The sequence below is a fragment of the Roseibium sp. SCP15 genome (assembly GCF_040329435.1).
Lineage (GTDB): Bacteria > Pseudomonadota > Alphaproteobacteria > Rhizobiales > Stappiaceae > Roseibium.
This window is the reverse complement of the sequence record NZ_JBDZYI010000002.1, coordinates 778,429-793,284: the sequence shown is the minus strand read 5'-3', so window position 1 is coordinate 793,284 and position 14,856 is coordinate 778,429. Positions and strand designations below refer to the sequence as shown.

Below are 14,856 nucleotides of genomic sequence, written 5' to 3'. Positions count from 1 at the left end.
ACCACCGGTTTCACTTGCTGCGCATGCGCCCGAAGTAATTGTTTGCAGCGAAATGTGGCAATTTTAGTTAGTGAGTTAAGTTGTCGGTAACAATGACCATGAATAATTATTAAATAAGTTTAACAATTTAGCAGTTCTAACCGCGGTTTAACTTCCTATGTGATATCTCGACATTAGAATTCACCCGATGAGGAAGAGCTTCGAGCTAGATGGTTACAACTGAGGCCGGACAATGGCAACAAATTGGCTCAATAAGCTGCCCGGCAACGACTTTGCTTGGCGGGCTTCCGATTGCGAATATCGGACTTGAGGAAACAGCTGAGCAATTTGTTTCTATTGCTTTGGAAGCTCGGGACAAGAGTAAGGCACCATTCTACTCCACCTCTGCCAATGGTCAGGTGATCGCGCTTGCCGCAAAGGATGAGGAGTTCAGGAGCTTGCTCCTGCGCGCGGACCAGATCCATGCAGATGGAATGCCCATGGTTCTGATTTCCCGATTGGTGAGCAAAAAAGCTTTGGTGGAACGCGTTGCGACCACAGACCTCGTCCATGCTGTCGCGAAGAAGGCTCAAGAAGCCGGCGCCAGCTTCTATTTTCTGGGCGCAAGTGCGGAGGTCAACAGGCTTGCGGTCGAGCGGATGCAGAACATGTATCCCGGACTGAAATTTGCGGGTGCTTCCAACGGTTACTTCTGTTCTGAGCAAGAGGAGCAGGCTGCCGTCGAGGAGATAAACCGACTCAAGCCCGATATTCTGTGGGTGGGTATGGGGGTTCCCGCTGAGCACAAATTCGTGACGCGAAACCTTCAAAATCTTCGGAATGTCGGTGTCATCAAGACAAGTGGCGGACTGTTCGATTTTGTTTCCGGCAAGAACAGTCGCGCGCCGGCGTGGATGCAGAAAATCGGCCTGGAATGGCTCTATAGGATCATGCTGGAACCCAAACGCCTTGCCTGGAGATATCTGGTCACGAATCCGATTGCGCTACGGGAGCTGCTGTTCAACTCCAGATAACCGCTCGCGCACTCAGTAGCGCTCTTCCTTGTTTATTGTCAGCAGTACATCGTTCCAGAGTTCTTCAGACCCCTGATTGAACGGAACCTGTGTTTTTTCACTCTGGTTGGCAGTCATCACGGCGTCTGCGAGTGCGACGACATCTGAGTCGGTCGGAACCAGTCTGATTCCGCCGGCTTCGATCAGTTTCTGAAAGAGCCGGTGATGGTCGAACGAGTTGTCCCGGCGGGGCGCATTCACAACAACGGGTTTTCCGGATGCTGCGGCAGCCAGAACGCTGGCCCGTCGGGACGACAGCCCGTCCGGCAGAAGGTAACAAAACACGTCGACTTCCTGAAAGATCGCAAAGAGCTCTTCGGCAGATTCTACAAAACCGCTGACCGCGACCCGATCTTCCAGTCCGAGGTCCCTGACCGTGTTGAAAAAATCTTGTTCAACGTTGTCCTGGCCCCGGATAAAGGAACCGGCGAAAGCAACAAAAACATCCACGCCGCGGTTCCGAAGTTCGGCGGCAACGGAAAGAGCAGCTGTCACCTGTTTTTGCGGGTAAATCGATCCGAACTGACCCAGAATGAACTTCCCCTGTTGCCGCTCTTGTTTCAGTTTCTCGGAGAAAGCACAGGGCCTTGTCCGTTGAGGTGGCAAAATATTCGGGGGAATGGGCACGACACCTCGATGGCCGGTGGTGAGGTGCGAAAGCGGTGAAGATGCAAATTCATCGGCGATTTCAGGCGCGGAAAAACAGACCCGTGTTGCAAGCAGGAGAACGGGAGTCAGTACAGCCCGCCGTTTCCAGTTCAGGGCACTCCACTCATGCGGGATGACGAGGACATCCTTTCGCATGATGCGAGCCATCAACGCCGCCAGAAAAGGTTCGATAAGCTTCTTTTTCCAGGCGACGATCGGGAAATTCACGACGATCGCATCTGACTTGCGCAACTCTCTGGCAAGCGAAGCCACGCCGGCATCAAGAACATGCTGTCGGGCACTGTTCCCGAACCTGGTAGCAAGCAGCCTGGTAAACTCTTCAACACCGCATGTCTGAAGGGCATTGGAATTGAGAACCAGATACCGTCGATCGGCAATCTTGCCAGCATCGCTTGAGGAAGCTGATGTGTTGTTCTCGCTGTTTCGCATCATACGGAGAAATTTTGCTTGGAGGCAGCGTTGGACGATTCCTGCGTGTTGCCGGCTTTGTATGGCTCCGGCAAAGAACCGATACTGGCGTGGATCCTGCCAACCGACATCAGGACCGGATGGGTGGCGATGAGCAGGCTCCTGGTGCGGAACAACAACTTGGCTGACCGGAAAAAACTCAAACCGAGACTGATGAGATTTTTCATGAAGGCCTGGGTCGCTGAAAGCTCATGAACCCGGTCGATCACATAGTTGATGGACCCGGTCCGGATTGAACGGGTCATCAGGAAACCAGGTGTTGTCCGGTCCTGTGGCACAAACTCGTAGGCAATCGCAGTTTCGCACCACCATGTCGAAAAACCGGCTTTCCGGCACCGGGTAAAGAAATCCATGTCGCCGCCACCCATGAAGTTGTATCGAAGATCAAACTCGGGTGACGTCAAATTGTCAAAGACGCGGCGGCGGATCAGACAGTTGCCGGTACCGTGAATCTGATCGAGGCGTCTGCTTGGCCCGTCGATGGACTGAAACAACGGATGGTGTTTGACATTATCAGACACCGGGGTTTCGAACTGGCGCAGAACGGGTCCGCCGACGATGTCCGCGTCCTCTCGTCTTGCAAGATCGATGATGGCATTCAACCAGTCGGGACTGGCAACTTCGTCGTCATCAATCATCAGAAAGAAGTCCGCCTTGGGAAAACTTGCCCTTGCTTCACCGAAAGCACGATTGATTGCGTGGCAGTTGCCCTGTTCTTTTTCAACGAAAACCGCGTGAGGCAGATTTGCCTGCGTCAGGTAACTTCGCGCCACGTCGGCTCCTGCCGGATTCTCACCGTCGTTGTCGACGACGACAATTGCAAAGCGGATATCGGATTTTTGATCCTTGAGTGACGTTAGCGTCCTTAGGAGCCAGTCGGGACGACGGAATGTCGGGACGCAAACGACTGCTTCTATGGTCGTCTCCAACGTCTGTTGATCCATCAAAAAGGCTCCGGTGTTGAATTCGGTCTGCCGATTGGGACCGGTCGTCCGCTATGGCAAGAAGGTCGCCCAGGCGAACTCTCATTTCATAATGGAGAGTGGTTAACGTGGGTTTGCGGAAACCGACTTTTCCGGAAACTGCGATTGAACGACGAGTGTTTCACTTAACGGAGATGAAGACACCACAAGGATATCTTTTGCCTGCAGTCGCAGTCCAAACACTCCAATGAGCATTGTGAACCAGATCGGACCGGCGTTCACGAAAAACGCGCTTTCAAGGCAGGCAAAGAATAAAGAAAACAGCCAGATTCGCAGAAACAGCCGTGTGAGGGATTGATCATTTGAAGTCGCCAAAGCCTGTCTGGAATATCTGACCGGCAAGATAACCAGCCAGATGAAAACCAGAACAAATGCCGGAACGCCGCCGTTAATCAGAAGTTCGACATACGCATTGTGAGAGTTTGCCGCTGTAACAGCCCAGGTATAAAGCGACGCACTGCTCCTGAAGAGGGCGTCCGTTTGCCAGAATGATTGCAGGCCATAGCCGGTCAACGGACTTTCACTGATCGCATAAAAAGCCAGTTGCCAGATCGATGTCCGGTTGGTGAATGTCGGGTCGATACCGGCCGAGACCAAAATGCTCTGAACTGTTTTCGAGTGTACAGCGGACAGCAGGATTGCGTTTACTGTCAGGAGACTTCCGATCAGGAGCAGGAGGCGACCACCCTGCAATCGCTCCATCAGCCACGCCAGCAACAGGATTGCAGGAAGCATGGCCGTTGAGGTCTTGCTTCCGGACTTCCACAAGAATACGAGCGCGAGAAGGGCAATACCCCCGCCCACCAACACCGACCTGACCTTTCCGATGTAAAGGCCATAGAAAAACGCAAAGACCATCGCTGCCGCTGCAGCGTTCTTGTGACCGAAGTGCGCGCGCCAGTCTCCTGCGAGTTGGGCCTCAAGCGGGTCGCTCGCCTGGTGAATGCCAACATGCGGCAAGACTGTGACCGTCAGATAAGCCAACCCAAGCATGAGAACCAGCGCAATTGCGACCAGAGCGATGAACTGATCGCGGCTCTTTGGCAGAAGAAGGACCGCATTCGCACAAATACAGACGATCAGTGTAAACACTGTCCGCCGGAACGCAGTTCCGGGATCAGGCGCTACGAATGCCGCGAAAAAAAGCCAGCCGAAAACAAGAAACAAAAGCGCCCATGGTTGAAAAAGGAGGTTTCGGGATGTCTTGCCGAACACCGTGAACAGCACCAAGCCAACCATGCCCAGGACAAATATCTGGTTGAACCGGTTCGAATTGCCTCCATAGGCTTTTGTTGGATCAAGCAGCGTGGAATCCGGTAACGGATCAAGTCCAATCCAGAAGTACAGAAATACGATCAGGAACACGCCCGCGGAAAACAGGTTCCGGCCCCCGGCAAACAGAAGAGCTCCGGTGGCATTTTCTTGTGCTGTGCCGGCGGTTGGCGCGTGGATGTACATTTCCGAAGATTTGGTTCGGTTAGCGATTCACCTTGTTCGCTTGCAAGACTATCAGATGCACCATCGATGAAGTATGGATGATTTGTCATTATTTTGGCATGTCCACGCAGTGAGCGACCGTGGTATTTGTGCAGATCGCCAGAGGCGACAACTTTGAAGTTGCATTAGTAGCAATGACGACAGGCCAGCTAGGAGCAAAAGGTTGAGAAGACGGGATTTTCTTCTGTCAGCCGTGGGGGGCACCCTCGCGGCGTTCGGATCGTTCGACGATATCCTTCCGCTCAACGCCGCTGGACGCGCAGAAGCAGGCGACGCGGAAATTCCATATGGTGCCGCTGTCAAAACCGAGTTGCTGGATGTGGATGTGCAATACACCGACGCCATCAAACGGTACTGCCGTATGATCGTTGGTGAAGGCGGACTTAAATGGGCCGATCTCAGGCCGCAGCCGGAGACGTTCGATTTTACCCAGGCCGACCGGCAACTCGAGTTTGCCGACGCAAACGGCATGACGATGCGCGGACACACGCTCGTCTGGTATGCCGCCATGCCGGATTGGGCGCTGAACCTGGCGACCCCGTTGGCTGCCGAGCTCGAGCTGGTCAACCACATCGAAACCGTGCTGGACCGCTACCGAGGACGCATACCGAGCTGGGATGTCGTGAACGAACCGATTGCGGATGACCCAAGTGGAAGGGATGTCATTCGCCCATCGGTATGGTCCGAACAATTGGGCCGGGGTTACATTGAAACGTCTCTTCGGACGGCGGCGGAGGCAGACCCGAATGCACAGCTCATCATCAATGACTTCAATTTCGAAAAACCCACGACACAGTGCAGACGCCGCCGTGCTGCGATGATCGATCTGCTGCGGGAACTGAAAGACAATGGAGTTCCCCTTCACGGGCTTGGTCTGCAGGGCCACCTGACCGGGGCATCCGAGATCGACCAAGACGGGCTTTCAAGGTTTGTCGAAGACGTGAACGAACTGGAATTGGATGTGCTCGTCACGGAACTGGATGTCATTGACGACAAGTTGCCGGGCAATGTTCACGTGCGGGATCAAATTGTCGCCTCACGCGTTAAAGACTACTTAGATGCAATTACCGATGTCGTGCAGCCCAAAGCGATCCTGACATGGGGCATATCCGATCGGTATACGTGGGTACCGATGTGGTTCAGCAGATCCGATGGCTTGCCGAACCGGCCGTTGCCACTCGATGACAAGTATCAGCCAAAGGCGCTTTTCTCCGTCCTTCAGCAATATACCAGCATCTGAAAACAGCCCTTCCACCACGGCTTGTTAACAAACTTGTTCTATTGATGCGCTAGCTGATTTTCCTCATTGGAGTATTACGTTTGCGTAGCCGCTGTCCTGCTCAGCTTTCTTCTCGCCGGTCGTGTAATTCCGCAATTAAGGATGCCAGGTGATGTTGCGTCAGGCTTCCACATATTTGGCTGCACATACGGTCTCTGCCGTGTTCGGTTTTTTGACAATCACGGTGTTTACGCGTCTTTTGACGCCAGCCGAGTACGGCGTTTATGTCGTCGGCATGAGTGTTGTGGGCGTCCTGAATGCGATCCTGTTTCTGTGGATACGTCATTCGGTCGTCAGGTTCAGCCATGGCGGTGTGGAAAGCGACATGCGCCTGACGGCGCTTTACTGCTACCTAGCCCTCATCCTGCTCAGTCCTCTATTGATCGTTGTCCTGGGATGGACGAGCGGTGGTGACCTGTGGCAGATCGCGGCGGCGGTTTTTGTGGCCTTCGCCATGGGTGTTTTCGATATCTACCAGGATATATTCCGCAATCGACAACTGCCCGGCCGGTACGCCATAAACCTCATCACGCGCGCAGTCGTTGCCTTCGGCCTTGCCGCAATTCTGGTGTTGCTGGGCTTCGGCGGAATGGGATTGCTGGTAGGAGTGGGGCTCGGATACCTGGTCACAACCTTCATCAGTTCAAAAGCGATTTGGGTGCCGCCGGTTAACGGCTTTGACAAGGCAATCCTGAAGAAGATGCTGCTATTTGGCGGCCCGATGACCATTTCCGGTGCCGTGTTTGCGTTTCACTCGCTCATGGACCGTTTTATCATCGTCGCCTTTCTCGGCGAGGCGGAAGCCGGAGCTTACGGCGCGTCCGCTGATCTGGTTCGCCAACTTATCCTGTTTCCCGCTGTCGCGATCGGATCGGCGATTATTCCGCTTGCCGCCAAACTGCTCATAGAAGAAAAGCCCGAAGAAGCAGCCGCTCATCTGATCAAGAGCAGTGAACTTTTGCTGGCCGTTTTGATGCCCGCCTGCACTGGACTTGCACTCGTTGCCCCGCAGTTGTCGTTTCTCATGCTGGGTCCCGAGTTCAGGGCTTACGGCATCGCGCTGATCCCGGTTCTGGCCTTTTCCTGGCTGTTCCAGGCATTCACGCAGCAGTATCTTCATGCAGCTTTTCACCTCGGCAAGAAACCGTCTCTGATGCTTGTTCAGGGAGTGCTGATTCTTCTGGTCAATCTGGCCGCCATGGTTGCCCTGATCCCGGGGCACGGTCTTGTGGGTGCAGCCTACGCCATTTTGATCGCTGAAGCCGTCGGTGCGCTGGTCGCATACCTACTGTCATTCAAAGCTCACCGCATGCATATCGACGTTCGGGCGGTCGTCAAGGTTACGCTGGCGACGGTATTAATGGCGATTTCCGTAATATTCGTCGGCGGGAGAATTGAAGCGGAATCAATCATTAGTCTGATTCTGATCGTTTCGACCGGTATCGTCACTTATGCTACAGCCGCTTTTGCACTGAATATCGTTTCCATACGCACCTTGGCTCTGGAGTGGATGAGAAATTACCGGGACCGCAATGCCGTCTAGGCGGTTGAGTGGTCAAGTCTTCTTCATGAATCAAAGTGCCGACTTTTCGAAATAACTTGCGAGCAAATCGTCTTCTTCATGAATTGACGGATCGAATTCGATCAGCGTCGATCGGTCATATTTCCAATTGGAATTGATTTCCCGGAAGTGACGGTAGGAGAAGTTTCCGTTGGTTCGAATTGAAGGCCACCAATTTAGAATCCTGTGAACGCTCCATTGCGCCTTTTCGGGACATTTGCCAGGGACAATCGTCCACTTGGGAAGGCTGCCCATTTTGTCGTAGGGGATGCAACCCAACTTGAACCCTGTTTGCTTCCTCATAACGGTTGTGTAATCTGCGTGGCGTCGCGTCCGGCTGATTTCTTTCTTTCCAGCCCCAACGACCCAGCGTCCCCGATAGCGCACAATGCCAAACGGGTCTTTTTCGGCAGCTTCGAACACACTTTGATTGTTCAAAGGCAGCACAAGTTCGTCGACATCCGAGTTTTGAGCGCTTCGCGCGGAATTTAAATAACGCCAGCGTGCATGTTCCCAAGCGCCAAGCTGGCAGAAGTCAGAATCCCAATAGCGTTTGTGATCCAGACCCTGTGGACCGTACTTGAATGGCCAGTTCACTATTTGATAGGAACGCAGACCCTCTATGCTTCCAATCGTCTCTTCAACGCGTTCAATCGCATAAGCATCCGATTTATTGTCGTAAAAAAGTACGGCGTCGGCTCCATGGGCATCACGCGCGAACTTGATCCAGTCTTTTATCCAGTCGAGATCGTTGTTCTTCGATAATGTGAACAACACCCTGCATCCGGAGAACAGTTCTGTCTCACACGGCTGGATTGTTATTTGAGTCTTTGATTGTCCAAGCGTGAACAGGAGTACCGATTCATTTTTCGGAACATCTGCAATGATCTGCGAATGCCGATCAAGTTGCCGGACTATGAATGGATAGGCAGTTGATCCGCTTGAATCGGAAAGTATGGCGTTCTTGACGCCCTCCGCAAGGTTGAACAGAGGTGGTCCAAGAAGAGCTACTTTTCCGTCTGCACGTCTGAAACATTCAAAGAAGAGCGTGTCGTCATCGAATTCATCGGCGAACTTAGCGTCGCGAAACTCCGGAGGCCGGGTCGCTTCCCGCCGAATGTCCGTGAAATCGGATAGTTTTGTTGGAACCGCGGAAGCGGTGGACATCTGGGCTGTCATCAATTCGGCTATGCAAGAACGCAAATGGGAACGAAGAAGATTTCGGTTTGGCTGCCACTATACGGCAATCGACTTAACGATTTGAAACCAAGGGCACTGGTTTGAGCTGACTTCAAGAAGCAGAAATTGGTTCCGGCTAGACGAACTCTTAAATCAACTGCACTTATCATGTTGCCGAAATCAAGGAATTCAAAGGCATACTTTGATAATGGCAATATCAAGCGCGCGGGCAATCGATGGTGAAGCACAGCAAGGCGAAGCAGCCGAGCCCGTGGTTTTTGACAATCAGCTTGGCCTTTTCACGCCTGCCAAAACTGGTGGACCCGTCCGGAACATTGCCGTTCTGTTCATAAACCCATGGGGTCTGGAAGATCTGCTTTCGCGCAGATTTTACCGTCATCTGGCAGAAACGCTCGCCGAACAGGGAGTTGCAAGTCTGCGGTTTGATCTGCCTGGAACCGGAAATGCGCTCGATCCGAAGCCGGAAAGCGAAGGTCTCCAGAATTGGATAGCAGCCATCGAAAACGCTGTTTTGCAACTGAAGAAAACCTCAGGGGCAAAGAACATCGTGCTGCTCGGCCAGGGGTTGGGTGCAACACTTGCCTGTCGAGCAGTTGCTGGTTGTCCTGGCGTCGTTGGTCTTGCCTTGTTGGCGCCTGTGCTGAAGGGGAGAGCTTATCTGCGTGAACTGGCGCTCTGGTCTAAGCTTGTTTCAGAGGGCCAGAATATCGGTTCAGAACACCGTGACAAATCTCCGGGGTCAATTGCCGGCTTCCGGATGTCTCAGGCGGTCGCTGAGGACTTGAAGCGTCTCGACATCACGAAGTGCGGTATAGACCCGCGCATTTCCATCTTTCTGGCAAAACGCCCCGATGCACAAAACGATGCCGCGTTCGAAGAACATGCTGCCGGGCAAGGGCACCCGTTAACGGCAGTCGCCTTCGACGGTTACGAGGTCATGCTGTCCGATCTCTTACCGCCTCCGCATCCGAAAACCATCGGCCCGGAACTGACAAGCTGGCTAAGCTCCTTGCAAGGCGCCGATACCGAAATTTCCAAGCCCGAACGGCACGATCAGCCAGACGAGCTCATGGCAGATGGGTTCTCGGAATTGCCGCTCCGTTTTGGGCAGAACAACAGATTGTTCGGAATTCTCTGCCGGCCGGCAGGTGTGGATCTCGGTGTCACGGTGATCATTGCCACCACCGGTTACGATCCCATGTCCGGTTGGGGCAGGGTACATGTGGAACTTGCCCGCCGATTGGCGGCAAAGGGAATTGCTTCCTTTCGATTTGACAGTGCAGGCGCAGGAGAAAGCCCTGAAGTGCCTGGCCGCAAAAAACAGGCTCTCTATGACAAGATACAGCTGGAGGACATAAAACTCGCCCGGGAACGGATCAGGGACGAGGGCCTCTCAGGAAAAGTCATGATCTATGGCCGCTGCAGCGGAGGGTATTCTGCCTTCCGCGCTGCAGTGGAGGACCCTGCTTGGGATGCTTGCATCGCCGTCAATCCTTACGGGTTCAGGTGGCGTTTCCAGGGACTGCCGAGATCCCTGAAAGGGTATTGGGGCAGGTTGACCGCTCCGGATTTCAAGAAACAGCTCCTTTCAGGTGAGCTCGATATCCGGGCAGCGCTTCAGAACATCGGCATTCGAGCGCTGGATCGGGTTGCGCAACCGGTCTCAAAGGTTCTGCCTGGCTTCCGGGGGTGGGCCCAACTGAATGCCTTCGTTTACAAGGATTTTCAAACGCTTGCCGATCGGGGTGCTCAGGTCACCATAATCTATTCTGAAGGAGATGAGGCGCAGGATTCGTTTAATGCGCACTTCAGGACGGATGGTTCGGGGCTTGGTGACTTTCCGAATGCTCAGTTTCAATCGATCCCTGATGCCGACCACAATGTAACCCCGCACGAAGCACGCGAGAAACTGCTTCAGATTGTTGAAGAAAAGGCACTGCTGCTCGCTCGGCTTGAGGCCTGAGGCAAACGAGACAACTTGCGAAACAGGTTCTCGTCAGGAGAAAAGCCTGGCTTCGATTTCCTCAAGCACTGTTTGAATAGAGTTGGCTGTCGCCACTTCCGGCAAACTGGGCCTCTCAATCATTATGACGGGTAAGTGCAGGCTGCGGGCAGCTTCGATCTTGGCGTGGGAGCGTGCGCCGCCGCTGTTCTTGGTCACCAAATGCGTGATGCGATGGGTCTTGAACAGATTGACTTCCTCGTCAGCCGAATGTGGAGGCCAGGCGAGGATGAGGTCCCAGGTCTTGGGCAAGGGAGGGGATGGTGGCTCGATCATGCGGGCGAGGCCGTAGATATCCGTCCGCTGCGTAAATGCCTGAATTTCCTTGCGTCCGATGGCGAGAAACGCACGCGCGCCTGGCGCAAGGGCCTGTGCGGCTTCGTTTATAGTAGTGACTGATTGCCAGAGGTCCAGTGGACCCGCCTGCCAGGCGGGGCGTTCCAGTCGGATGACCGGAAGAGAAAGCGTTTCGGTAGCCAGAACAGCATTCCGGCTCATTTGGGCGGCGAAGGGGTGTGTTGCGTCGATGACGAGGCTGATGCTTTCCGAACGAAGAAAACGAACCAGTCCGTCAACACCGCCAAAACCGCCAACCCTCGTTGGAACACCCAGGTCTGGTAGATCGCGAACGGCACCGGCGAAGGACGCGGTTAGCCGTAGTTGCGGAAACTCGGCCGCAATGCGGCTGGCGAGGTGTCGGGCCTCCTGCGTCCCCGCGAGCAGAAGAATGTTTTCAGGCGTCGTCAAAGCCGCATTCTCCCAGAACCTTGCCCTGACGGTCGGTCACCAGAACCTCGACCGACACCGGCGCGTCTCTCAGGATCTGACGCACAGCCTGCTTGGTGCGCTTTGCGAGCAACGCGCTGAGGTCTAGATTTTCGTCAAGCGACCGGTCCAGAACCTCCTTGGCCGTGTTCGCGGATCCAGCATCTTCATGCAGTTCGTGTGATGCGCCTGCGTCTTTCAAGAGGTCCTGAAGAAAGGAAAAGTCAACGGAGCTGCGGGCGGAATGAAGATCGAGCGCGCCTTGCGCCAGCTTTGAGAACTTCGCAAATCCCCCGGCAAGAGTTAGCTTTTCGACCGGATGATTGCGCAGGTATTTCAGGAGCCCGCCTGCAAAATCGCCCATGTCGAGAAATGCGGTTTCATCCAGATCGTACCGGGCCCGCACGGCATCTTCCGAAGCAGCACCTGTTGCGCCGACCACATGTGTCAGGCCGATGGCTCTGGCAACATCAATGCCACGATGGATCGAGGCGATCCATGCCGCACAGGAAAAGGGCCGCACTATGCCCGTTGTGCCCAGAACGGAAAGTCCACCAACGATCCCGAGCCTCGGATTCATTGTCTTTTGGGCAAGTTCCGCACCACCTGAAATCGACACTTCGATTTCCACATCACCGGCCGCATCGAATTGCGCCGCGACTTCCGCGATGGCGGTTTGCATCATCAGGCGTGGAACCGGATTGATGGCCGGCTCTCCAGGCGGGATGGGCAGTCCGGGACGTGTAACCGTACCCACACCGTTTCCGGCCCTGAAATGCACGCCGTCACCGGCAGCCAGAACTCTAACCGTTGAGGTGATCAGGGCTCCATGAGTGACGTCCGGATCATCACCCGCATCCTTGGTGATGGTGGCGAAGGCTTCGGTCGGTGAAATACCATGCCGGGTCAGAACAAAGTCGGTGGTGCCGCCCTTCGGCAGAGTTATTTCCACAGGGTCCGGAAAAGCACCGGTCAGCAGCGCGGTGTAAGCTGCCTTGGCAGCAGCCGTGGCACAGGCTCCTGTGGTCCATCCTCGTCTCAGCTCTTTGGTTTTCACCTTCGACATGTGATCTCTATAGCTGAAGAATTCCTGCTTTTCGCCATCAAGTTCCAAAATGTCGGAATCGTATCGTTTTCCATCGTGGAAACGCTTGGCGCAGTCCTTCTGGAGAGGTAAACAGGGCCCATGATGGCCACTGAACAAAACAATCGCATGCCTGAGGGCCTGCCGGAATTCGAAGCCGGGTGGGTCTGGCTGGCTGGCGCCGGACCGGGTGACCCCGGCCTTTTGACTTTGCATGCGGTGAACGGCCTCAGGCAGGCCGATGTGGTTGTTTATGATGCCCTGGTCGACAAGAGCATTCTTGACTGGGTCAAGCCGGGCACAATAACCGACTACGCTGGCAAACGCGGCGGAAAGCCCAGTCCCAAACAGCGCGACATCACCCTGAAGCTGATTGACTATGCCAAGGAAGGCAAGCGTGTGCTTCGCCTCAAGGGTGGCGATCCGTTCGTATTCGGACGGGGCGGCGAAGAGGCACTGGGACTGGTTGAGGCTGGTGTGCCATTCCGCATCATTCCGGGCATCACTGCAGGTATTGGTGGGCTCGCCTATGCGGGCATTCCCGCAACGCACCGGGATTGCAACCAGGCTGTGACCTTCCTGACCGGGCATGACCAGACGGGTCTGACACCGGATGCGATCAACTGGGATGGAGTTGCCAAGGGGTCTCCGGTGATTGTCATGTACATGGCGATGAAGCATCTGGAGACCATAGCCGGCAAACTCATAGCCGGTGGACGGTCTGTGGATGAGCCTGTGGGCATTGTGTGCAATGCTTCGCTGGACGGGCAGCAGGTTCTGGAGACGACACTCGGTACATGTTTCGGCGATGCGAAAGAGGCAGGCATTGAACCGCCGGCGATCGTGTGCGTCGGTCAAGTGGTGAGGCTTCGCGGAGGCCTCGACTGGCTTGGCGCCATGTCGGGTAAGGTCCTGACCTCCGATCCTCTGGGTCTCGGCCCGGACAAACGTTCTGCCGATGCCGGGTAATCGTCCGGCATCCGCCGCAAAAGGCCTTTTGATAGCCGCGCCGTCTTCCGGAGCCGGCAAGACGACCGCAACTCTCGCACTCCTGAGAGCTCTGAAGGTCTCCGGTCGAAGAGTGTCATCGGCAAAATCCGGGCCGGACTATATTGATCCCAAGTTTCATGAAGCAGCCAGCGGCGAGCCCTGCATCAATCTGGATGCCTGGGCAATGGATGAGCGCACGCTGCGCCTGCTGGCCGTTCGGCAGTCCTCCGACCGTGATCTTCTGATCGTCGAGGGGGCCATGGGCCTCTTCGATGGAGCCGCCAGTGGCCGAGGATCCGCAGCCGACCTCGCCGCTTCGTTGGGAATTCCGGTGGTTCTGGTGGTCGATTGTGCGAAACAGGCTCAGTCCGTTGCAGCGCTCGTTCACGGCTTCGGCTCGTTCAGGCCGGACGTTTCACTTGCAGGCGTCATACTCAATCGGGTTGGAAGTTCTCGGCACGAGAGGATGCTCGAGCAAGCGCTCGCGCCGCTGGATATTCCTGTTCTTGGAGCGTTGCCAAGGCTGAAGACGCTGGAGTTGCCTGAGCGCCACCTTGGCCTCGTTCAGGCAGGCGAACACCAGGAACTGGAAGCATTTCTGGAACAGGCAGCAATAGTGTGCGGCAAGCATGTCGATCTGTCGGCTTTGGAAGGCTCAGCCGCTCCATTGTGGTCGTCAGCTGAGGCAGCGTTGAAATTGCCTGCTCCTCTGGGACAGCGGGTGGCTGTTGCCCGCGACGTTGCTTTCGCGTTCTCCTATCCGCATCTTCTTGATCATTGGCAAAGCTCTGGCGCCGAGCTGAGCTTCTTTTCACCGTTGGCAGATGAGCCACCGAAAAAGGATGTTGACGCGGTCTATCTTCCGGGAGGATATCCCGAACTCCATGCGGCAAATCTTGCGGCGGCGGGCCAGTTCAGGGCAGCGATGCGAGATGCCGCACAGGCGGGCAAGCTCATTTACGGCGAATGCGGCGGCTACATGACGCTCGGAAGCGGTCTTGTCGATGCATCCGGTCATCGGCATGAAATGCTGGGCTTGTTGCCTCTTGAAACATCCTTCGCAGACCGAAAGCGTCACCTTGGATATCGAGAGTTGCGGCCATTGGGCGGCCTGCCCTGGAAAGGAATCCTCGCGGCACACGAGTTCCACTACGCATCGATCGTTTCGGAGAAGGGGGCGGACAGGCTGTTCCAGGCAAAGGACGCAGAAGGAAATGGACTGGCGGACATGGGACTGCGGAACGGGACTGTGATGGGGTCGTTCGCTCACGTGATTTCACTTGGGGCGTAACTGTCACCCAAATGG

The 14,856-nt window shown here is 55.1% G+C and carries 12 protein-coding genes; 6 read left to right on the top strand and 6 right to left on the bottom strand.

The annotated features are described in order from the left end of the window. Nucleotides 1-209 precede the first annotated feature (209 nt). Nucleotides 210-1,013, top strand: coding sequence for a WecB/TagA/CpsF family glycosyltransferase (locus tag ABLO27_RS11030; RefSeq protein ID WP_353032863.1), 804 nt, complete (start codon nucleotides 210-212; stop codon nucleotides 1,011-1,013). A 12-nt stretch (nucleotides 1,014-1,025) separates the two neighbouring features. Here ABLO27_RS11030 and ABLO27_RS11025 read toward each other — a convergent pair whose 3' ends face one another. The 3 genes from ABLO27_RS11025 to ABLO27_RS11015 all read right to left on the bottom strand — a co-directional run bounded on the left by ABLO27_RS11025 (nucleotide 1,026) and on the right by ABLO27_RS11015 (nucleotide 4,630). Next, the gene (locus ABLO27_RS11025) at nucleotides 1,026-2,153 is read right to left on the bottom strand and encodes a glycosyltransferase (protein WP_353032862.1); all 1,128 of its coding nucleotides are present in this window, start codon (nucleotides 2,151-2,153) and stop codon (nucleotides 1,026-1,028) included. Then, a complete protein-coding gene (locus ABLO27_RS11020; RefSeq protein ID WP_353032860.1) occupies nucleotides 2,150-3,133 on the bottom strand; it encodes a glycosyltransferase family 2 protein in 984 nt (327 codons plus the stop codon). Before ABLO27_RS11020 ends, ABLO27_RS11025 begins: the two co-directional genes overlap by 4 nt. Nucleotides 3,134-3,235: 102 nt before the next feature. Beyond that, entirely contained in the window at nucleotides 3,236-4,630 is a 1,395-nt protein-coding gene (locus ABLO27_RS11015; protein WP_353032859.1) for an O-antigen ligase family protein, read from the bottom strand. A gap of 202 nt (nucleotides 4,631-4,832) precedes the next feature. Here ABLO27_RS11015 and ABLO27_RS11010 point away from each other — a divergent pair, with 202 nt between their 5' ends. Beyond that, a complete protein-coding gene (locus tag ABLO27_RS11010; RefSeq protein WP_353032858.1) occupies nucleotides 4,833-5,909 on the top strand; it encodes an endo-1,4-beta-xylanase in 1,077 nt (358 codons plus the stop codon). Between the two features lie 151 nt (nucleotides 5,910-6,060). Further along, a complete protein-coding gene (locus tag ABLO27_RS11005; protein ID WP_353032857.1) occupies nucleotides 6,061-7,491 on the top strand; it encodes a lipopolysaccharide biosynthesis protein in 1,431 nt (476 codons plus the stop codon). A gap of 30 nt (nucleotides 7,492-7,521) precedes the next feature. Here ABLO27_RS11005 and ABLO27_RS11000 read toward each other — a convergent pair whose 3' ends face one another. Further along, entirely contained in the window at nucleotides 7,522-8,676 is a 1,155-nt protein-coding gene (locus ABLO27_RS11000) for a hypothetical protein (RefSeq protein ID WP_353032856.1), read from the bottom strand. 220 nt (nucleotides 8,677-8,896) lie between these two features. Between ABLO27_RS11000 and ABLO27_RS10995 the strand changes: the two genes are divergently transcribed. Further along, on the top strand, nucleotides 8,897-10,672 hold the full coding sequence (locus ABLO27_RS10995) for an alpha/beta fold hydrolase (protein ID WP_353032855.1): 1,776 nt from the start codon (nucleotides 8,897-8,899) through the stop codon (nucleotides 10,670-10,672). 33 nt (nucleotides 10,673-10,705) lie between these two features. On the opposite strand, the gene ABLO27_RS10990 is transcribed toward ABLO27_RS10995, so the two are convergent. Beyond that, complete coding sequence (locus tag ABLO27_RS10990; RefSeq protein ID WP_353032853.1) at nucleotides 10,706-11,458, bottom strand: cobalt-precorrin-6A reductase; 753 nt, start codon at nucleotides 11,456-11,458, stop codon at nucleotides 10,706-10,708. Next, on the bottom strand, nucleotides 11,445-12,542 hold the full coding sequence (locus ABLO27_RS10985; protein WP_353032852.1) for a cobalt-precorrin-5B (C(1))-methyltransferase: 1,098 nt from the start codon (nucleotides 12,540-12,542) through the stop codon (nucleotides 11,445-11,447). The genes ABLO27_RS10990 and ABLO27_RS10985 overlap by 14 nt, the downstream gene beginning before the upstream one ends. Before the next feature lie 120 nt (nucleotides 12,543-12,662). Between ABLO27_RS10985 and cobA the strand changes: the two genes are divergently transcribed. Further along, complete coding sequence (gene cobA, locus ABLO27_RS10980) at nucleotides 12,663-13,529, top strand: uroporphyrinogen-III C-methyltransferase (protein ID WP_353032850.1); 867 nt, start codon at nucleotides 12,663-12,665, stop codon at nucleotides 13,527-13,529. Then, nucleotides 13,519-14,841 carry a cobyrinate a,c-diamide synthase gene (locus tag ABLO27_RS10975; protein ID WP_353032849.1) on the top strand — a complete coding sequence of 441 codons (1,323 nt, stop codon included), beginning with the start codon at nucleotides 13,519-13,521 and terminating at the stop codon, nucleotides 14,839-14,841. Before cobA ends, ABLO27_RS10975 begins: the two co-directional genes overlap by 11 nt. The last annotated feature ends 15 nt before the right edge of the window (nucleotides 14,842-14,856 follow it).